This window comes from Comamonas sp. 14P8.1.4, from assembly GCF_057799285.1.
In genome coordinates this window covers 83,887-102,653 of the sequence record NZ_JBYOKN010000002.1, presented here as the reverse complement: position 1 = coordinate 102,653, position 18,767 = coordinate 83,887, and the positions used below count along the sequence as shown (strand labels likewise).

Sequence of the window (18,767 nt, the reverse complement as noted above, 5' to 3'; positions counted from 1 at the left end):
AGTGCGCGCAAACCCAGGTTTGCGGGAGTAGTTCAATGGTAGAACCCTAGCCTTCCAAGCTAATGACGCGGGTTCGATTCCCGTCTCCCGCTCCAAAGATTCATAAGTTTGCTTGCGCGAACTTATGCCCATGTGGCTCAGTGGTAGAGCACTCCCTTGGTAAGGGAGAGGTCGGCAGTTCGATCCTGCCCATGGGCACCAATTTCAATGGTGCTTCTGTATCAGATGGTTGCGCCGATACCTCGTTAGCATTTGGTTTTTTTCGGAGTCGAAAAAATGGCAAAAGAAAAGTTCGAGCGCACCAAGCCCCACGTGAACGTGGGTACCATTGGCCACGTTGACCACGGTAAGACTACCCTGACAGCTGCTATCGCTACTGTGCTGTCCAAGCACTTCGGCGGCGAAGCTAAGGACTACTCGCAGATCGACAACGCGCCTGAAGAAAAGGCCCGTGGTATTACCATCAATACCTCGCACGTTGAGTACGAAACCGCTTCTCGTCACTACGCTCACGTTGACTGCCCTGGTCACGCTGACTATGTGAAGAACATGATTACCGGTGCTGCTCAGATGGACGGCGCTATCTTGGTTTGCTCCGCTGCTGACGGCCCAATGCCCCAGACTCGCGAGCACATCCTGCTGTCGCGTCAAGTTGGCGTGCCTTACATCATCGTCTTCCTGAACAAGGCTGACATGGTGGACGACGAAGAGCTGCTGGAACTGGTGGAAATGGAAATCCGCGAGTTGCTGGACAAATACGACTTCCCAGGTGACGACACTCCTATCGTGCGTGGCTCTGCTAAGTTGGCTCTGGAAGGCGACCAATCCGCTATCGGCGAACCCGCTATCCTGAAGCTGGCTGAAGCTCTGGACTCCTACATCCCCACACCTGAGCGTGCTGTGGACGGCGCATTCGTGATGCCTGTGGAAGACGTGTTCTCGATCTCCGGTCGTGGTACCGTGGTGACAGGCCGTATCGAGCGCGGCATCATCAAGGTCGGCGAAGAAATCGAAATCGTCGGTATCCGCGACACACAGAAGACCACCTGCACAGGCGTGGAAATGTTCCGCAAGCTGCTGGACCAAGGTCAAGCTGGTGACAACGTGGGTCTGCTGCTGCGCGGCACCAAGCGTGAAGACGTGGAACGCGGCCAAGTGCTGTGCAAGCCCGGCTCCATCAAGCCACACACACAATTCACTTCCGAAGTGTATGTGTTGTCCAAGGACGAAGGCGGCCGCCACACTCCTTTCTTCAACAACTACCGTCCTCAGTTCTACTTCCGTACAACGGACGTGACTGGTTCGATCGAGTTGCCAGAAGGCAAGGAAATGGTGATGCCTGGCGATAACGTGTCGATCACTGTGAAGCTGATCGCTCCTATCGCTATGGAAGAAGGTCTGCGCTTCGCTATCCGCGAAGGTGGCCGTACTGTTGGCGCCGGCGTGGTTGCTAAGATCATTGCCTAATTAATTCGGGTTTAGGGGTATAGCTCAATTGGCAGAGCGTCGGTCTCCAAAACCGAAGGTTGTAGGTTCGATTCCTACTGCCCCTGCCACCATGTAGTGGTAACACTAAGCCCGCCAGTAACTGGCGGGCTTAAGTGTCTTGTGCAACAGCATTGTTGCAGTGAGAAAAAGAGAGATATGGCCACGACGCAAGTAGAAACAGTGAGTACCGGTGCTGACAAAGCAAAGTTGGCTGCTGCCTTACTTTTGGTAATCGCCTCGATTGCAGGCTTTTATCTGCTATCGAAGCAAGGCCCTATGGTTCAGTGGGGTGTCTTGGTAGTGGGCTTAATAGCTGCTGCTGCGACCTTCTTGGCATCTGAGCAAGGCAAGCAGCTGCTTGGCTATGGCAAGGATTCCTGGAAAGAAGTTAAAAAGGTAGTGTGGCCAACTCGCAAGGAAACCTTGCAGATGACCCTCTACGTTTTTGCGTTTGTGGTGGTCATGGCTCTGTTTCTGTGGCTGACGGATAAAACGCTTGAGTGGGCTCTTTACGATCTCATTTTGGGCTGGAGAAGCTAATGACTGATGCGATCGAACCTGTGTCGGGTGAGGCCGGTGCGTCTGCTCCTGTGAATCCCGATTTGCGCTGGTACATCGTGCATGCCTATTCGGGTATGGAAAAGGCGGTAGAGCGCAATATTACTGAGCGCATTAATCGCGCTGGTATGCAAGATAAGTTTGGTCGTATCTTGGTTCCCACCGAAGAAGTGGTGGAAATGAAGAGCGGTCAACGCAAGACCACAGAGCGTCGCCTGTTCCCAGGCTATGTCTTTGTTGAAATGGTCATGGAAGACGATACTTGGCACTTGGTCAAGCACACCAGCAAGGTGACTGGCTTTGTGGGTGGTGCAAAGAATCGTCCAGCTCCAATTTCTGAGGCGGAAGTCCAGAAAATTGTGAGCCAGATGCAAGAAGGCTCTGACAAGCCACGCCATAAAATTGAATTCATGGTGGGTGAGCTGGTTCGCGTGAAGGAAGGTCCTTTCACAGACTTCAACGGCAGTGTCGAAGAAGTGAACTATGAAAAGAGCCGCCTGCGTGTGTCAGTGGCCATCTTTGGTCGCTCGACGCCAGTAGAACTCGAGTTTTCTCAAGTCGAAAAAACTTGAAGTACGTTTCTAGTCCCGCGTATTGAAATATTGGGACTTTAATCACGGGGAGCTGTGCTTGGGTGTGCAGCGCTATCACCCGTAAGGAGCTAAAAATGGCGAAAAAAATCGTCGGCTTCATCAAGCTGCAAGTGCCAGCTGGTAAGGCCAATCCATCCCCTCCAATCGGTCCTGCTCTGGGTCAGCGTGGCCTGAACATCATGGAGTTCTGCAAGGCATTCAATGCGCAGACTCAAGGTGTTGAGCCAGGTCTGCCTTTGCCTGTGGTGATCACAGCATTTGCTGACAAGAGCTTCACTTTTGTTATCAAGACTCCTCCAGCGACCGTTCTGATCAAGAAGGCCATCAAGCTGGACAAGGGCTCTTCGAATCCTCTGAAGGCTAAGGTTGGCAAGATTACTCGTGCCCAGCTGGAAGAAATCGCTCAGACCAAGTTGAAGGACATGAATGCTGCTGACGTGGATGCCGCTGTGCGTACACTGGCAGGTTCTGCTCGTTCGATGGGTGTGATCGTGGAGGGTTTGTAAAATGGCCAAGTTGACCAAGAAGCAAAAAGCCCTGCAGGGCAAGGTGGACTCCACCAAGCTGTACACATTCGCTGACGCCGTGGCTTTGGTGAAGGACGCAGCAACCGCCAAGTTCGATGAATCCATCGACGTGGCTGTGCAACTGGGCGTGGACGCTAAGAAGTCTGACCAAGTGGTGCGTGGCGCTGTTGTGCTGCCTCACGGTACTGGTAAGACCACTCGCGTGGCTGTGTTTGCTCAAGGTGCCAAGGCTGAAGAAGCCAAGGCAGCTGGCGCAGATATCGTGGGTATGGACGACTTGGCCGCAATGGTCAAGGCCGGTGACATGCCTTTCGACATCGTGATTGCTGCACCTGATGCCATGCGTATCGTGGGTCAGCTGGGCCAAATCTTGGGCCCACGTGGTCTGATGCCTAACCCCAAGGTGGGTACTGTGACTCCTGACGTTGCTACAGCTGTGAAGAACGCTAAGGCAGGTCAAGTGCAGTTCCGCGTGGACAAGGCCGGTATCATTCACTCGACCATTGGTCGTCGTTCGTTTGATAACGACAAGCTGCAAGCCAATTTGGCAGCTTTGGTTGATGCTCTGAACAAGGCGAAGCCTGCTACCAGCAAGGGTCTGTACCTGCGCAAGGTGGCGGTATCCTCCACCATGGGTGTGGGTGTTCGCGTTGAGACACAATCCATCGCAGCTTAATTGCTAAAATCTTTGGTTCCGCTAGAAATAGCGGCACCGATGTGGTGGGCTAAGCCCTTGCTTGCAAGGGCTTAGGTCATCCAAGACCGCTGGTGTGGCTTGCCACTTAATGTTTCCAGCGCAGATGGCGATCCCGCTGCAGATGGATGAATGTCCTTCTAACAGTTGGTCGCTGCAATAAGAGCGCGTATGCAGGGCTTGCCTTGGATACGCATTTTAAGGAGTAGACCTTGAGTCTGAATCGCAGTGAGAAAGAAGCGGTCATCAATGAAGTGACCAGCCTCGCCGCTAAAGCTCAAACGCTTGTGATCGCGGAATACCGTGGCATCACGGTCGCCGACATGACCAAACTGCGTGCTGATGCTCGCAGCAAGGGTGTGAGCCTGAGCGTGTTGAAGAACACCTTGGCCCGCCGTGCTGTCGCCGGCAGCGCGTTTGAAGTTGTGGCTGACCAGATGACTGGTCCTCTGATCTATGGCTTCTCTGAAGACGCAGTGGCTGCCGCTAAGGTGGTGGCCGACTTCGCGAAGACCAACGACAAGTTGGTGATTCGCGGTGGCGCGTTCGCAGGTAAGAGCCTGGACGTGGACGGTGTGAAGCAACTGGCAAACATTCCTTCCAAGGAAGTTTTGCTGGCACAACTGTGCGGCTTGCTTATGTCCCCAATGTCGCGTACAGCCGTTGTGCTGGGTGCTTTGGCGGCAAAGAAGAGCGAAGGCTCTGCCGAAGTGGCAGCCGAAACAGCCGAAGCCTAAGCGCTCGGCACAACCAACAAATTTGTTAGGAAATCAAAATGGCATTCGATAAAGACGCATTCTTGACCGCCCTGGACAGCATGACTGTTCTGGAACTGAACGACCTGGTGAAGGCAATTGAAGAGAAGTTTGGCGTGAGCGCTGCTGCTATGGCCGCTCCTGCAGCTGGTGGCGCTGCTGCTGGCGCTGCTGCCGCTGAAGAAAAGACCGAATTCAACGTGGTTCTGGCTGAAGCTGGTTCCAACAAGGTTGCTGTGATTAAGGCTGTGCGCGAAATCACTGGCCTGGGTCTGAAGGAAGCCAAGGACATGGTCGACGGCGCTCCTAAGGTTGTGAAGGAAGCAGCTCCTAAGGCTGACGCTGAAGCAGCTGTGAAGAAGCTGACCGAAGCTGGTGCTAAGGCTGAACTGAAGTAATTCAGTCCAATCCTGAGGCTGGAGTGTCTGAAAAGGCACTCCAGCCTTTGGTGCTTGTGGATATGGTTTTTACAGTGCACACCAGAAAGCCTGTTTGCAACAGATTTTCTAGTGTCTTCTGACAACCCGACAGCAGAAGACGCCTTGGTTCGGGCAATGTGCAATGCATTGCCGTCAGCCATGGTTGGTAGTGGCCAACCGCCAAGCCGGCAAAAAAGCGCTCGCTGAATTTGCCGGACAGTGTCGTCGCAGACCCAGGACTCATGTCTTTGCCCGGAGATCTCATGGCCTATTCTTACACCGAACGCAAGCGAATTCGCAAGAGTTTCGGCAGCCGCGACAGCGTGCTCGAAGTGCCTTACCTGCTGCAGATGCAAAAAGATGCCTATACCGCATTCCTGCAAGCAGATCTAGCCCCCAAAAAACGTACGATGGAAGGCCTGCAAGCGGCCTTTGAATCGGCTTTCCCCATCGTCTCCCACAATGGTTTTGTGGAGATGAAGTTTGTTGAATACAACTTGGCCAAGCCTGCATTCGACGTGCGCGAATGCCAGACACGTGGTCTGACGTTCGCGTCGGCCGTGCGTGCCAAGGTTCAACTGATCATCTATGACCGTGAATCCTCGACCAGCCAATCCAAGGTGGTCAAGGAGGTGAAGGAACAAGAGGTCTACATGGGTGAAGTGCCCCTGATGACCGAAAAGGGTTCCTTCATCATCAACGGTACTGAGCGCGTGATCGTGTCTCAGCTGCACCGCTCGCCTGGCGTGTTCTTCGAACACGACAAAGGCAAGACCCACAGTTCGGGCAAGCTGCTGTTCTCGGCGCGCATCATCCCTTACCGTGGTTCGTGGCTGGACTTTGAGTTCGACCCCAAGGATCTGCTGTACTTCCGTGTGGACCGTCGCCGCAAGATGCCGGTGTCGATCCTGCTGAAGGCCATCGGCATGTCGCCAGAACAAATCCTGGCGCACTTCTTTGTGAACGACAACTTCCGCCTGATGGACAGCGGCGCACAAATGGAATTTGTGGCCGACCGTCTGCGTGGCGAAGTGGCACGTTTCGACATTACCGACAAGTCGGGCAAGGTCGTGGTTGCCAAGGACAAGCGCATCACTGCACGCCACACCCGTGAGCTGGAGCAGTCGGGCACCAAGTTTGTCAGCGTCCCAGAAGACTTCCTGATGGGCCGTGTGCTGGCCAAGAACATCATTGACCCTGACACTGGCGAAATCATTGCCAAGGCCAATGAAGAGCTGACAGAAGCTGTGCTGAAGAAGCTGCGCAGCGCTGGCGTGCAAGACATCCAGTGCATCTACACGAACGAACTGGACCAGGGTGCGTACATCTCGCAGACCCTGCGCACCGACGAAACCGTGGACGAGTTCGCTGCACGCGTGGCCATCTACCGCATGATGCGCCCTGGTGAGCCTCCTACCGAGGATGCCGTGCAAGCTCTGTTCCACCGCCTGTTCTACAACGCAGACACGTATGACCTGTCGCGCGTAGGCCGCATGAAGTTCAACGCCCGTGTGGGCCGCGACGGTGCAACTGGCGCGATGGTGCTGTCCAATGAAGACATCTTGGCCGTGGTCAAGCTGTTGGTGGATCTGCGCAATGGCCGTGGCGAAGTGGACGATATCGACCACTTGGGTAACCGCCGTGTGCGTTGCGTGGGCGAACTGGCCGAAAACCAGTACCGCACCGGTCTGGCACGTATTGAAAAGGCCGTGAAGGAACGTTTGGGTCAAGCAGAGCAAGACCCTCTGATGCCTCACGACCTGATCAACTCCAAGCCCATCTCTGCAGCGCTGAAGGAATTCTTCGGTGCATCGCAGCTGTCGCAGTTCATGGACCAGACCAACCCTCTGGCCGAAATCACCCACAAGCGCCGTGTATCGGCCCTTGGCCCAGGTGGTTTGACCCGCGAACGTGCAGGCTTTGAAGTGCGTGACGTGCACGTGACCCACTACGGTCGCGTCTGCCCTATCGAAACGCCTGAAGGTCCAAACATTGGTCTGATCAACTCGCTGGCGCTGTACGCTCGTTTGAACGAGTACGGCTTCATCGAAACGCCTTACCGTCGCGTGGTCGATGGCAAGGTGACCATGGAAATCGACTACCTGTCCGCCATTGAAGAAGGCAAGTACGTGATCGCTCAGGCCAACGCCGAGCTGAACGCGGAAGGCCGTCTGGTGGGTGACCTGGTGTCGGCCCGTGAAAAGGGTGAATCGACCCTGCTGTCGCCTGAGCGCGTGCAGTACATGGACGTGTCGCCTGCACAGATCGTGTCGGTAGCGGCTTCGCTGATTCCGTTCCTGGAGCACGATGATGCGAACCGCGCGTTGATGGGCGCCAACATGTCGCGTCAGGCTGTGCCTGTGCTGCGTCCTGAAAAGCCAATGGTGGGTACCGGTATCGAGCGCGTTGCTGCGGTCGACTCGGGCACCGTGGTGACTTCGCGTCGCGGCGGTATCGTGGACTACGTGGACGCAACCCGCATCGTGATTCGTGTGAACGATGAAGAGGCGGTGGCAGGTGAAGTGGGTGTGGACATCTACAACCTGATCAAGTACCAGCGTTCCAACCAGAACACCAACATCCACCAGCGTCCCGTCGTCAAGCGCGGCGACAAGCTGGCCAAGGGTGACGTGATTGCGGACGGTGCATCGACCGACCTGGGCGAAATCGCCATTGGTCAGAACATGCTGATCGCTTTCATGCCCTGGAACGGTTACAACTTCGAAGACTCGATCTTGATCTCTGAGCGTGTGGTGGCTGAAGACCGCTACACCTCGATCCACATCGAAGAACTCGTGGTGATGGCCCGTGACACCAAGTTGGGTGCGGAAGAAATTACCCGCGACATCCCCAACCTGTCCGAGCACCAACTGAACCGTCTGGACGAGTCCGGCATCATCTATGTGGGCGCTGAAGTTCAACCAGGCGACACATTGGTGGGTAAGGTCACTCCTAAGGGTGAAACCACGCTGACACCTGAAGAGAAGCTGCTGCGCGCCATCTTCGGTGAGAAGGCCTCCGATGTGAAGGACACTTCGCTGCGTGTGGACCAAGGTTCGTCCGGTACCGTGATCGACGTGCAAGTCTTCACCCGTGAAGGCATCCAGCGTGACAAGCGTGCTCAACAAATTATTGATGATGAGTTGAAGCGCTTCCGTCTGGACCTGAACGACCAGCTGCGTATCGTGGAAGCCGACGCGTTCGACCGTATCGAGAAGCTCTTGATCGGCCGCACTGCCAACGGTGGCCCCAACAAGCTGACCAAGGGTGCCAAGCTGGACAAGGCCTACCTGGACGGCGTGGAGAAGTTCCACTGGTTCGACATCCGTCCTGCAGAGGACGAGCTGGCTGCTCAGCTGGAGTCCATCAAGAATTCGCTGGAGCAAACACGCCACGAGTTCGACCTGGCCTTCGAAGAAAAGCGCAAGAAGTTGACGCAAGGCGACGAGTTGCCAGCAGGCGTGTTGAAGATGGTCAAGGTGTACCTGGCTGTCAAGCGTCGTCTGCAGCCTGGTGACAAGATGGCCGGCCGCCACGGTAACAAGGGTGTGGTCTCGCGCATCGTTCCTGTGGAAGACATGCCTTTCATGGCCGACGGCACCACCGCCGACATCGTGCTGAACCCTCTGGGCGTGCCTTCGCGTATGAACATTGGTCAGGTGCTGGAAGTGCACTTGGGCTGGGCCGGTAAGGGTCTGGGCCAGCGCATTGGCGACATGCTGCGCGACGAAGCCGCTGTGGCGGAAGTGCGCTCCTTCCTGGAAGAGGTCTACAACAGCCGTGGCCGCAAGGAAGACTTGTCGCTGCTGAGCGATGACGAAATCCTGCGCATGGCAGACAACCTGAAGACCGGCGTGCCATTCGCAACGCCTGTGTTCGACGGTGCTTCCGAGCAGGAAATCAAGGACATGCTGAAGCTGGCCTACCCTGACGACCTGAAGGCACGCAAGGGCCTGACCGAAACACGTACGCAAGCGTACCTGTTCGACGGCCGTACGGGTGAGCAGTTCGAGCGTCCAACCACCGTGGGCTACATGCACTACCTGAAGCTGCACCACTTAGTTGACGACAAGATGCACGCGCGTTCCACCGGTCCTTACTCGCTGGTCACACAGCAGCCTCTGGGCGGTAAGGCGCAATTCGGTGGTCAGCGTTTCGGTGAAATGGAAGTGTGGGCGCTGGAAGCTTACGGCGCCGCTTACGTTCTGCAAGAAATGCTGACCGTCAAGTCCGATGACGTGGTGGGCCGTACCAAGGTGTACGAATCCATCGTCAAGGGCGAGCACGCCATCGAAGCCGGTATGCCTGAATCGTTCAACGTGCTGGTCAAGGAAATTCGTTCCTTGGGCTTGGACATTGAACTCGAGCGTTCCTAAGGCCTTAAAGAAAGAGAGCGTCTAGCGCTTGTAGATCAATCGCTTGCAAGGGTTTTGATATCGAAACCCTTGCAAAACAAGCGCTAGCAGCTATAAATTTTGTGAAAAGGGAAAGAGTTACATGAAATCGCTACTCGACCTGTTCAAGCAATTCACGCCGGATGAGCATTTCGATGCCATCAAGATCGGCATGGCTTCGCCCGAGAAAATTCGTTCCTGGTCTTTCGGTGAGGTGAAGAAGCCTGAGACCATCAACTACCGTACGTTCAAGCCCGAGCGCGACGGCCTGTTCTGCGCCAAGATCTTTGGTCCTATCAAGGACTACGAATGCTTGTGTGGCAAGTACAAGCGCCTGAAGCACCGCGGTGTGATCTGCGAGAAGTGCGGCGTTGAAGTCACACAGACCAAGGTGCGTCGCGAACGCATGGGTCACATCGACCTGGCTGCACCTTGCGCCCACATCTGGTTCCTGAAGTCGCTGCCTTCGCGTCTGGGCCTGGTGCTGGACATGACACTGCGCGACATCGAACGCGTGCTGTACTTTGAAGCATATGTGGTGACCGACCCCGGCATGACCCCGCTGAAGAAGTTCAGCATCATGTCCGAAGACGACTACGATGCAAAACAGATCGAATTCGGCTACGACGAGTTCACTGCCAAGATGGGCGCAGAAGGTATCAAGGATCTGCTGGAATCCATCGACATCGACAGCGAAATCGAGCGCCTGCGTGGTGACTTGACCGGCTCTGAAGTCAAGGTCAAGAAGAACGCCAAGCGCCTGAAGCTGCTGGAAGCGTTCAAGAAGTCGGGTATCAAGCCCGAGTGGATGGTGCTGGAAGTGCTGCCTGTGCTGCCTCCAGACCTGCGTCCTCTGGTGCCTCTGGACGGTGGCCGTTTCGCGACCTCCGACCTGAACGACCTGTATCGCCGCGTTATCAACCGTAACTCGCGTCTGCGCCGCCTGCTGGAGCTGAAGGCTCCTGAGATCATTGCTCGCAATGAAAAGCGCATGCTGCAAGAAGCGGTGGACTCGCTGCTGGATAACGGCCGTCGCGGTAAGGCGATGACGGGCGCTAACAAGCGTGCTCTGAAGTCCTTGGCCGACATGATCAAGGGTAAGAGCGGTCGCTTCCGTCAGAACTTGCTGGGTAAGCGCGTGGACTACTCCGGTCGTTCCGTGATTACCGTGGGTCCTTACCTCAAGCTGCACCAGTGCGGTCTGCCCAAGCTGATGGCGTTGGAGCTGTTCAAGCCCTTCATCTTTGCCCAGCTGGAACAGCGCGGCATCGCCACAACGATCAAGGCAGCCAAGAAGGAAGTCGAATCCGGTACACCCGTGGTTTGGGACATCTTGGAAGAAGTGATCAAAGAACACCCCATCATGCTCAACCGTGCGCCTACGCTGCACCGTTTGGGTATCCAGGCGTTCGAACCTATTCTGATCGAAGGCAAGGCACTGCAACTGCACCCACTCGTCTGCGCGGCGTTCAACGCTGACTTTGACGGTGACCAGATGGCTGTCCACGTTCCTCTGTCTGTGGAAGCACAGATGGAAGCACGTACTTTGATGCTGGCTTCGAACAACGTGTTGTTCCCTGCTTCTGGCGAGCCTTCCATCGTTCCTTCTCAGGACGTGGTGCTGGGTCTGTATCACGCCACGCGTGACAAGATCAACGGCAAGGGCGAAGGCATGGTGTTCATGGACACCAACGAAGTGCAACGTGCTTTGGATTCTGGCGAAGTGGAAATCCACTCCAAGATCAGCGTGCGTTTGCCTGAGTGGACCAAGGACAAAGAATCCGGCGAATTCGTGAAGACCGTGGGCCTGGTGGAAACCACCGTGGGTCGCGCTTTGCTGTCGGAAATTCTGCCTAAGGGCCTGCCTTTCAGCCACATGAACAAGGCGCTGAAGAAGAAAGAGATCTCCAAGCTGATCAACTCTTCGTTCCGCAAGTGCGGTCTGAAGGCGACCGTGGTGTTTGCTGACAAGTTGCTGCAAAACGGCTTCCGTCTGTCTACACACGCTGGTTTCTCTGTGTCCATCGACGACATGCTGGTGCCTCCACAAAAGGCCGGCATCTTGGCGGGTGCAGAAGCCGAAGTGAAGGAAATCGAACAGCAGTACGTCTCCGGTCTGGTGACCGCTGGCGAGCGTTACAACAAGGTGGTGGACATCTGGGGTAAGGCTGGCGATGACGTGTCCAAGGTGATGATGGACCAGTTGAAGGTTCAAAAGACCATCGACCGTCACGGCAACGAAGTGGACCAAGAGTCGTTCAACGCTATCTACATGATGGCTGACTCCGGCGCCCGTGGTTCCGCTGCTCAGATTCGTCAGTTGGCTGGTATGCGTGGTCTGATGGCCAAGCCAGACGGCTCGATTATCGAGACGCCTATTACCGCGAACTTCCGCGAAGGCCTGAACGTTCTGCAGTACTTCATTTCGACCCACGGTGCCCGTAAGGGTCTGGCCGACACGGCGTTGAAGACAGCGAACTCGGGTTACCTGACACGTCGTCTGGTGGACGTGACGCAAGACTTGGTCGTGACCGAGAAAGACTGCGGCACTTCCAACGGCTACCTGATGCGCGCGATCGTTGAAGGTGGTGAAGTGATCGAATCCCTGCGCGACCGCGTGCTGGGCCGCTCGACCGCTGAAGACGTGCTGCACCCAGAGAACCGTTCCGTGCTGCTGCCTGCTGGCACACTGCTGAATGAAGACCTGATCGAAGAGCTGGAAGCTCAGGGCGTGGACGAAATCAAGGTTCGCACCGCACTGACTTGCGAAACACGCTACGGCCTGTGCGCAACCTGCTACGGTCGTGACCTGGGTCGCGGCGGTATGGTGAACTTGGGCGAAGCAGTCGGCGTGATCGCTGCGCAGTCTATCGGTGAACCAGGTACCCAGCTGACCATGCGTACGTTCCACATTGGTGGTGCGGCGTCGCGTGCAGCCATTGCATCGAGCGTGGAAGCCAAGTCGAACGGTTCGATCAGCTTCAACGCCACCATGCGCTATGTGAGCAACACCAAGGGCGAGCTGGTGGTGATTTCCCGTTCCGGCGAAATCGTGATCAGCGAAAACGGCCGTGAGCGTGAGCGTCACAAGGTGCCTTACGGCGCGATCTTGACCATCAAGCCTGATGAAGCCATCAAGGCCGGCAAGATCTTGGCGAACTGGGACCCATTGACCCGCCCCATCATTACCGAATACGCCGGTCAGGTGAAGTTCGAGAACGTGGAAGAAGGTCTGACGGTTGCCAAGCAGGTGGACGATGTGACCGGTCTGTCGACCCTGGTTGTGATCGACCCCAAGCGCCGCGGTTCTGCCAAGGTGGTGCGTCCTCAGGTCAAGCTGATTGATGCCAACGAGCAAGAAGTCAAGATCCCTGGTACCGATCACTCGGTAACCATCGGCTTCCAAGTCGGCGCGCTGATTCAAGTGCGTGACGGCCAGGAAGTGGGCCCAGGCGAAGTGCTGGCACGTATTCCTGTGGAAGGTCAGAAGACCCGAGACATTACCGGTGGTCTGCCACGTGTTGCTGAGTTGTTCGAAGCACGTACGCCAAAGGACAAGGGTACGCTGGCCGAAATGACCGGTACGGTGTCGTTCGGTAAGGAAACCAAGGGCAAGATCCGCCTGCAGATCACTGATCTGGAAGGCAAGGTCTGGGAAGAACTGGTGCCCAAGGAGCGCAACATTTTGGTCCACGAAGGCCAGGTGGTGAACAAGGGCGAATCCATCGTTGACGGTCCAGCCGATCCTCAAGACATCCTGCGTTTGCTGGGTATCGAAGAGCTGTCGCGCTACATCGTGGACGAAGTGCAGGATGTGTACCGCTTGCAAGGCGTGAAGATCAACGACAAGCACATTGAAGTGATTGTTCGTCAGATGCTGCGTCGCGTGGTGGTGGAGAACACGGGCGAGTCCACTTACATCGCTGGCGAGCAAGTGGAGCGTTCGGAAATCCTGAACACCAACGAAGCACTGCAAGCCCAAGGCAAGATCCCTGCTACGTACTCCAACGTGCTGCTGGGTATTACCAAGGCTTCGCTGTCGACCGATTCGTTCATCTCTGCGGCTTCCTTCCAGGAAACCACCCGCGTGCTGACCGAAGCTGCGATCATGGGCAAGCGCGACGAGTTGCGCGGCCTGAAGGAAAACGTGATCGTGGGTCGTCTGATCCCTGCCGGTACAGGCTTGGCATACCACCAAGCTCGCAAGGCCAAGGATGCCATGGACGACGCCGAGCGCCGCGCCATTGCTGAAGCCGAAGCGGCTGAAATGGCTGGTGAAGTGGATGCTTCCGAAGACAGCGCTGCTTAATCGCCGCGTTGCCTGATCAGGCAAAGCACCGCGCTCCCTACTTGCCTTACGGTGGGTAGGGAGCGTTTTTATTGGGACAAAGGCTGAACAACATGATGTGGATCCTGTCGCTGGAATGGTTGATGCTGGTGCTGCTGGTGTGCTGGGTGATCGGCGCGCTCAAGCGGTTGAAACGGCTGCGCGCAGCCGGTAAACAAGCATTTGCTGGCGTAGAGACCCAGTTTGCCCAGGTGGTGGAGTTGCTGCGCAACTGTGCTCGCGTGCAAGAACTCAAAGAAAAAGTGGCCAGTGTCTCGGTGCAGCATGCGCACCATGCCTTGCTGCCCCAGGCAGATTTGCTGGAGACTGCGCTGGCACAAGCCAAGCAGCAGCCTCTGCGCCCCGAGAGGATTGCCGCGTTGGATAGCGCTTGGCACAGCGCTCAAACGGCGTGGCAGGCGTATGTGCAACGGTCTTCGGGACAGTCGCAGGTACACGATACGCACATCCAGGAGTGGTCACAGCGTTGGGCCCAACTGGTCATGGTGCAAAGCCACAGCACTGCGCAGTTCAATGCTGCCGTGCAAGATTACAACCATGCCATCGCGCAGTTTCCTGCGTGCGTGGTGGCACGATTCAGCGGCTTGCAAGCGGGCCGCCTTTTTCAGAAAGATACTGCATCGCAGATGCAGCCCAGTGCATGACACGCAAGATTTTTGACAACGCGCAAGCCTCTGCGGCTGACGCGTCCGCTCCCATCCCTTTGTGGCAGCAGCTGGCTGCGGTCGCCCAGGGCCTGCAAATGATTGTGGGGGGGCAGTCCGGCACTGCCGCGCTGGCTGCCGTTCCCGGGCGGCTGCGCCCCGGCGTGCAAGCGCTGCTGTTCCAGGTCCTGCGCCAACTGGGTCGTGCGCAGGCGTTGCGCAAACAATTGGCGCCCAAGGCACCACCTGCCAAGGTGGATGCCCTGCTGTGCACGGCACTGGCTCTGGCCTGGGATGTGGAACAAGCGCCGTATGAGCCTTTCACGCTGGTCAATCAAACGGTGGAAGCGGCCAAGCGCGGCGGGCTGGAGCGCCAGTCCGGCTTCATGAACGCGTGTTTGCGCCGTTTTTTGCGCGAGCGCGATGCCTTGGTTGCCGCGACGGACAAAGACACACTGGCGCGTTTTAACCACCCCCAGTGGTGGGTCGACCGTCTGAAAAAAGACCATCCCAAGGATTGGCAGCGCATCTTGGCGGCCAACAATGCTCAGGCTCCGATGAGCTTGCGCGTTAACAAGCAAAAAACCACTCCAGCTCAATACCAGAAAGCGCTGGAGGCTATGGATATTGAATCCACGCTGTTCGGCCAAGATGGGGTGCAGCTGGTACAGGCACAACCCGTGCAGGTGCTGCCAGGGTTTGCCGAGGGCATGGTTTCGGTGCAGGACGGCGCGGCCATGCTGGCGGCGCCGCTGTTGTTGCAAGGCATGGACCTGAGCCTGCCCCTGCAAGTGCTCGATGCCTGCGCCGCGCCCGGGGGGAAAACCGCGCATTTACTGGAATTTGCGGGGGCTGCATCGCCCATGCAGGTGACGGCACTGGAGGTTGATGCGGTACGCAGCGAACGCATTCACGCCACCTTGCAGCGCACCGGCTTGCAAGACCATGCCAAGGTGTTGGTGGCAGATGCTGGCCAACCCCAGCAGTGGTGGCAGCAGGCCAATGGTGGGCAGCAGTTTGATGCCATTTTGCTGGATGCGCCTTGCACCGCTTCGGGGATTGTGCGCCGTCACCCCGATGTGCGCTGGCTGCGCCGGGAAAGCGATGTGGCGCAGCTGGCAGCCATTCAGTCGCAGATTCTGGATGCCTTGTGGCCCCTGCTCAAACAGGGGGGGCGCATGCTGTATTGCACCTGCTCGGTCTTCAAGGCAGAGGGGGATGAGCAGGTTCAAGCGTTTCTTGCACGCAACACCCAGGCGCAGTTATTACCGTCTCCTGGGCATTTAATGCCTGGAATTGCTGTGCAAGCTGGTGCGCTCCCGGACAATGGGGCCGGTGACCACGACGGCTTCTTCTACGCACTGCTGCAAAAAAACGCCTGATTCCCTGACTGCGCAAGGGCGTCAGCGGCGCGCATGGACATTGGCGATGGCGGTCGCACTGAGTGCGGCCACCATGGCCCCGGCCATGGCTGCGGCGCAAGACAGTGGCCGTGCAGCCGCCGACACGGCGTCGACCGCAGACAAGCCTAGCCTGCAACTGCAGCGCGATGGCGATAGCCTGCTGCTGACGGCCAACCTGAATTGGGTGCTGCCCGATCTGGTGCAGGATGCCTTGCTCAAAGGCATTCCTGTGCACTTCATCGCGGAAGCCGACATGTTGCAGGAGCGCTGGTACTGGCGCGATCTGCAGCTGCTCAGTGTCAGCCGCTACATGCGCTTGAGTTACCAGCCTTTGACCCGTCGCTGGCGCCTGTACACCGGCAGCCAGCCATTTGAAGGGCAAGGCCTGGGTGTGGCGCTGTCCAGCTCGTTTGAAACATTGGAAGAGGCCGTCCAGGCCATGCAACGCATTGTGCGCTGGCGTGTGGGCCAGGTGGCAGATCTGCCAGACAGCGGCAGTGCTGTCTTGCAACTGCGCTTTCGCATTGACCTCTCGCACTTTCCCCGTCCTTTGCAAATCGGTGCGCTGGGACGTTCTGACTGGAATCTGCTGATGATGCGCCGCGAAATGGTGGATTTGGGCCAGTGGCAATGAGCGCTCCACGCGGTCTGAAACCGGCGACTCCGCGCAAATCTACCCGCTGGGCACTGGGTGTGGCGGGCGCTGTCATGTGCGCCATCGGCTTGGTGCTGCTGTTTTTGCTGATGCAGGCCACGAACAACCGACAGTTGTATGAGCGGCACTATGCCTGGCTGTTTGGTTTGAATGTGCTGGTGGCGGCTGCCTTGTCGCTGGTGCTGTTGTGGATGGCGGTCCGCCTGGCGCTGCGCTGGCGGCAGCGCAAATTTGGTAGCCGCCTGCTGTTCAAGCTGGCGGCCATTTTTGGCTTGGTGGGGGTGGTCCCTGGCTTGCTGATTTATGTGGTGTCGTACCAGTTTGTGTCGCGTTCGATCGAGAGCTGGTTTGACGTCAAGGTCGAAGGGGCGCTGGGCGCCGGGGTGAATTTGGCGAGTGTCACGCTGGAAACGGTGGCGAATGACATGGCCAACAACACGCGCACCGCCAGCCAGCAGCTGGCCCAAGTACCCGATGCCGCTGCAGGTTTGGTACTGGAGCGCATACGTGAGCAACTGGGCGCAACGGATGTGGTGCTGTGGAACGATGCCGGGGTGGCGGTCGCTAGCGCTGGCAGCTCACTTTTGGAATTGGTGCCTGCGCGCCCCAGTAGTCAGCAACTACGCAGTTTGCGCTCGGGTTTGAGGCCAGCAGCCAGCATTGAAGGGCTGGATGAGGTGGCCGCATCGGCACAGCGCGACAATGTCGATGGTGTGTATGTGAAGACGCTGGTGTTGGTCAGCAACCCGCGGCTGGAGCTGGTGTCCGAGCAGCGTTTTTTACAAGCCTCTATACCGCTGTCGCGCGTGCTGGTGGTGAATGCCCTGGCGGTGCAGGATGCCAATCGCGAATACCAAGAGCGTGCGCTGGCGCGCGAAGGGTTGCAGCGCATGTACATCGGCACGCTGACCCTGAGCCTGTTCCTGGCGGTGTTTGGTGCCGTGTTGCTGGCGGTGTTGCTCGGCAATCAATTAGCGCGGCCACTGCTGGTGTTGGCGCAAGGGGTGCGCGATGTCGCTCGCGGTGACCTGACACCCAAAATGGCCCTGCAGACCCAGGATGAGCTGGGTGGTTTGACGCGCTCTTTTGCCCTGATGACGCAGCAGTTGCTGGATGCGCGCACGGCGGTCGATAAAAGCATGGGTGAGGTCAAGGCGGCGCGCACCAATTTGCAGACCATCTTGGACAATCTCACTGCTGGGGTGCTGGTGCTGGATGACCGCTGGCATGTGCTGTCCATCAATCCCGGTGCAACGCGTATTTTGCGCACGCCCATGGCGGTCTATATTGGCCGCAAGCTCGACGACATTCCCGGCCTGTCAGGGCTGGCAAGCATGGTGGAAGAGCAGTTCAGCATTTTCTTGGGAGAGCAAGGCGCAGATGCTGGTCGAGACCGGTGGCAGCAAGTGCTGGAGCTGTCGCAGGACCATACGGCGAAAGAAGCTGATGGTGAGGTCCTGCAAGGCAAAACGACCTTGGTTGTGCGCGGTGCAGAGCTGCCGCAGGCGCGCCGCTTGATTGTGTTTGACGATATTTCCGAAATCGTTTCGGCCCAACGCTCCAAAGCATGGGCGGAGGTCGCACGGCGCGTGGCGCATGAGATTAAAAATCCGCTGACGCCCATTCAGCTTTCTGCAGAGCGCATGGCGATCAAGCTCACCGACAAACTGGAGCCTGCAGATCAAGCATTGCTGACACGGTCAGTCAAAACCATCGTGGATCAAGTGGCTGCCATGTTGCGTCTGGTGAACGAGTTTCGCGATTATGCACGTTTGCCCGCTGCAGAGCTGCAACCGCTCGATTTAAATGCGCTGATCAGCGATTTGATGCAGCTTTATGGTGAAGAGACTGCGCAAGTCCCGGTGCGCGCCAAGTTGGACCCTCATGCACCCTGGATCGCAGGAGATGCGCAGCAGTTGCGCCAAGTCATTCACAACTTGGTGCAAAACGCGCAAGATGCGACACTCCAGCATTCTGAGTCTTTAGGGATTGCTCCTCCGGCCGTGGAAATTTCTATTCAATGGATAGAAAGTTCCAAACGTGTGAGGCTTAGCATTTGCGATAGTGGCATTGGTTTTGCTCCGCATATCTTGCAACGTGCGTTTGAACCGTACGTGACGACCAAGATAGGGGGGACGGGCTTGGGCCTCGCGGTGGTCAAAAAAATCGCAGACGAGCATGGCGCTCGGATTGATTTGGCGAATCGTATGGATAACGGCATGGTGCAAGGCGCGCAAGTGTCGCTATCATTTGTTCCTGTAAGCACCGAGGCACCGTGAGGGGCGGTGA

At 57.1% G+C, this 18,767-nt stretch carries 13 protein-coding genes and 3 tRNA genes; all 16 read left to right on the top strand.

Going from position 1 to position 18,767, the window contains the following annotated elements; genetic code table 11:
* Nucleotides 1–21: 21 nt before the first annotated feature.
* A tRNA-Gly gene (locus AC27VO_RS05050) sits at nucleotides 22–95 on the top strand.
* 31 nt (nucleotides 96–126) lie between these two features.
* Nucleotides 127–201: transfer RNA gene (locus AC27VO_RS05045), tRNA-Thr, on the top strand.
* A 75-nt stretch (nucleotides 202–276) separates the two neighbouring features.
* A complete protein-coding gene (gene tuf / locus AC27VO_RS05040) occupies nucleotides 277–1,467 on the top strand; it encodes an elongation factor Tu (RefSeq protein WP_488665629.1) in 1,191 nt (396 codons plus the stop codon).
* 13 nt (nucleotides 1,468–1,480) lie between these two features.
* Nucleotides 1,481–1,556: transfer RNA gene (locus tag AC27VO_RS05035), tRNA-Trp, on the top strand.
* Nucleotides 1,557–1,644: 88 nt separating this feature from the next.
* Complete coding sequence (gene secE / locus AC27VO_RS05030) at nucleotides 1,645–2,028, top strand: preprotein translocase subunit SecE (protein WP_488665628.1); 384 nt, start codon at nucleotides 1,645–1,647, stop codon at nucleotides 2,026–2,028.
* Nucleotides 2,028–2,618, top strand: coding sequence for a transcription termination/antitermination protein NusG (gene nusG / locus AC27VO_RS05025; protein ID WP_488665627.1), 591 nt, complete (start codon nucleotides 2,028–2,030; stop codon nucleotides 2,616–2,618). The genes secE and nusG overlap by 1 nt, the downstream gene beginning before the upstream one ends.
* Nucleotides 2,619–2,713: 95 nt before the next feature.
* Nucleotides 2,714–3,145, top strand: coding sequence for a 50S ribosomal protein L11 (gene rplK, locus AC27VO_RS05020; RefSeq protein ID WP_488665626.1), 432 nt, complete (start codon nucleotides 2,714–2,716; stop codon nucleotides 3,143–3,145).
* Between the two features lies 1 nt (nucleotide 3,146).
* Entirely contained in the window at nucleotides 3,147–3,842 is a 696-nt protein-coding gene (gene rplA / locus AC27VO_RS05015) for a 50S ribosomal protein L1 (protein WP_488665625.1), read from the top strand.
* A 230-nt stretch (nucleotides 3,843–4,072) separates the two neighbouring features.
* On the top strand, nucleotides 4,073–4,597 hold the full coding sequence (gene rplJ, locus AC27VO_RS05010; RefSeq protein ID WP_488665624.1) for a 50S ribosomal protein L10: 525 nt from the start codon (nucleotides 4,073–4,075) through the stop codon (nucleotides 4,595–4,597).
* Nucleotides 4,598–4,635: 38 nt separating this feature from the next.
* Nucleotides 4,636–5,013, top strand: coding sequence for a 50S ribosomal protein L7/L12 (gene rplL / locus AC27VO_RS05005; RefSeq protein WP_488665623.1), 378 nt, complete (start codon nucleotides 4,636–4,638; stop codon nucleotides 5,011–5,013).
* A gap of 284 nt (nucleotides 5,014–5,297) precedes the next feature.
* Nucleotides 5,298–9,410, top strand: a complete 4,113-nt coding sequence (gene rpoB, locus AC27VO_RS05000; RefSeq protein WP_488665622.1) for a DNA-directed RNA polymerase subunit beta — start codon at nucleotides 5,298–5,300, stop codon at nucleotides 9,408–9,410.
* Nucleotides 9,411–9,531: 121 nt separating this feature from the next.
* Entirely contained in the window at nucleotides 9,532–13,737 is a 4,206-nt protein-coding gene (gene rpoC / locus AC27VO_RS04995; protein WP_488665621.1) for a DNA-directed RNA polymerase subunit beta', read from the top strand.
* A gap of 92 nt (nucleotides 13,738–13,829) precedes the next feature.
* On the top strand, nucleotides 13,830–14,420 hold the full coding sequence (locus AC27VO_RS04990; protein ID WP_488665620.1) for a LemA family protein: 591 nt from the start codon (nucleotides 13,830–13,832) through the stop codon (nucleotides 14,418–14,420).
* Nucleotides 14,417–15,802, top strand: coding sequence for a 16S rRNA (cytosine(967)-C(5))-methyltransferase RsmB (gene rsmB / locus AC27VO_RS04985; RefSeq protein WP_488665619.1), 1,386 nt, complete (start codon nucleotides 14,417–14,419; stop codon nucleotides 15,800–15,802). The genes AC27VO_RS04990 and rsmB overlap by 4 nt, the downstream gene beginning before the upstream one ends.
* Before the next feature lie 46 nt (nucleotides 15,803–15,848).
* On the top strand, nucleotides 15,849–16,457 hold the full coding sequence (locus AC27VO_RS04980; RefSeq protein ID WP_488665618.1) for a DUF4390 domain-containing protein: 609 nt from the start codon (nucleotides 15,849–15,851) through the stop codon (nucleotides 16,455–16,457).
* Nucleotides 16,454–18,757: a sensor histidine kinase gene (locus AC27VO_RS04975; protein ID WP_488665617.1), complete on the top strand. Its 2,304-nt coding sequence runs from the start codon at nucleotides 16,454–16,456 to the stop codon at nucleotides 18,755–18,757. The genes AC27VO_RS04980 and AC27VO_RS04975 overlap by 4 nt, the downstream gene beginning before the upstream one ends.
* The last annotated feature ends 10 nt before the right edge of the window (nucleotides 18,758–18,767 follow it).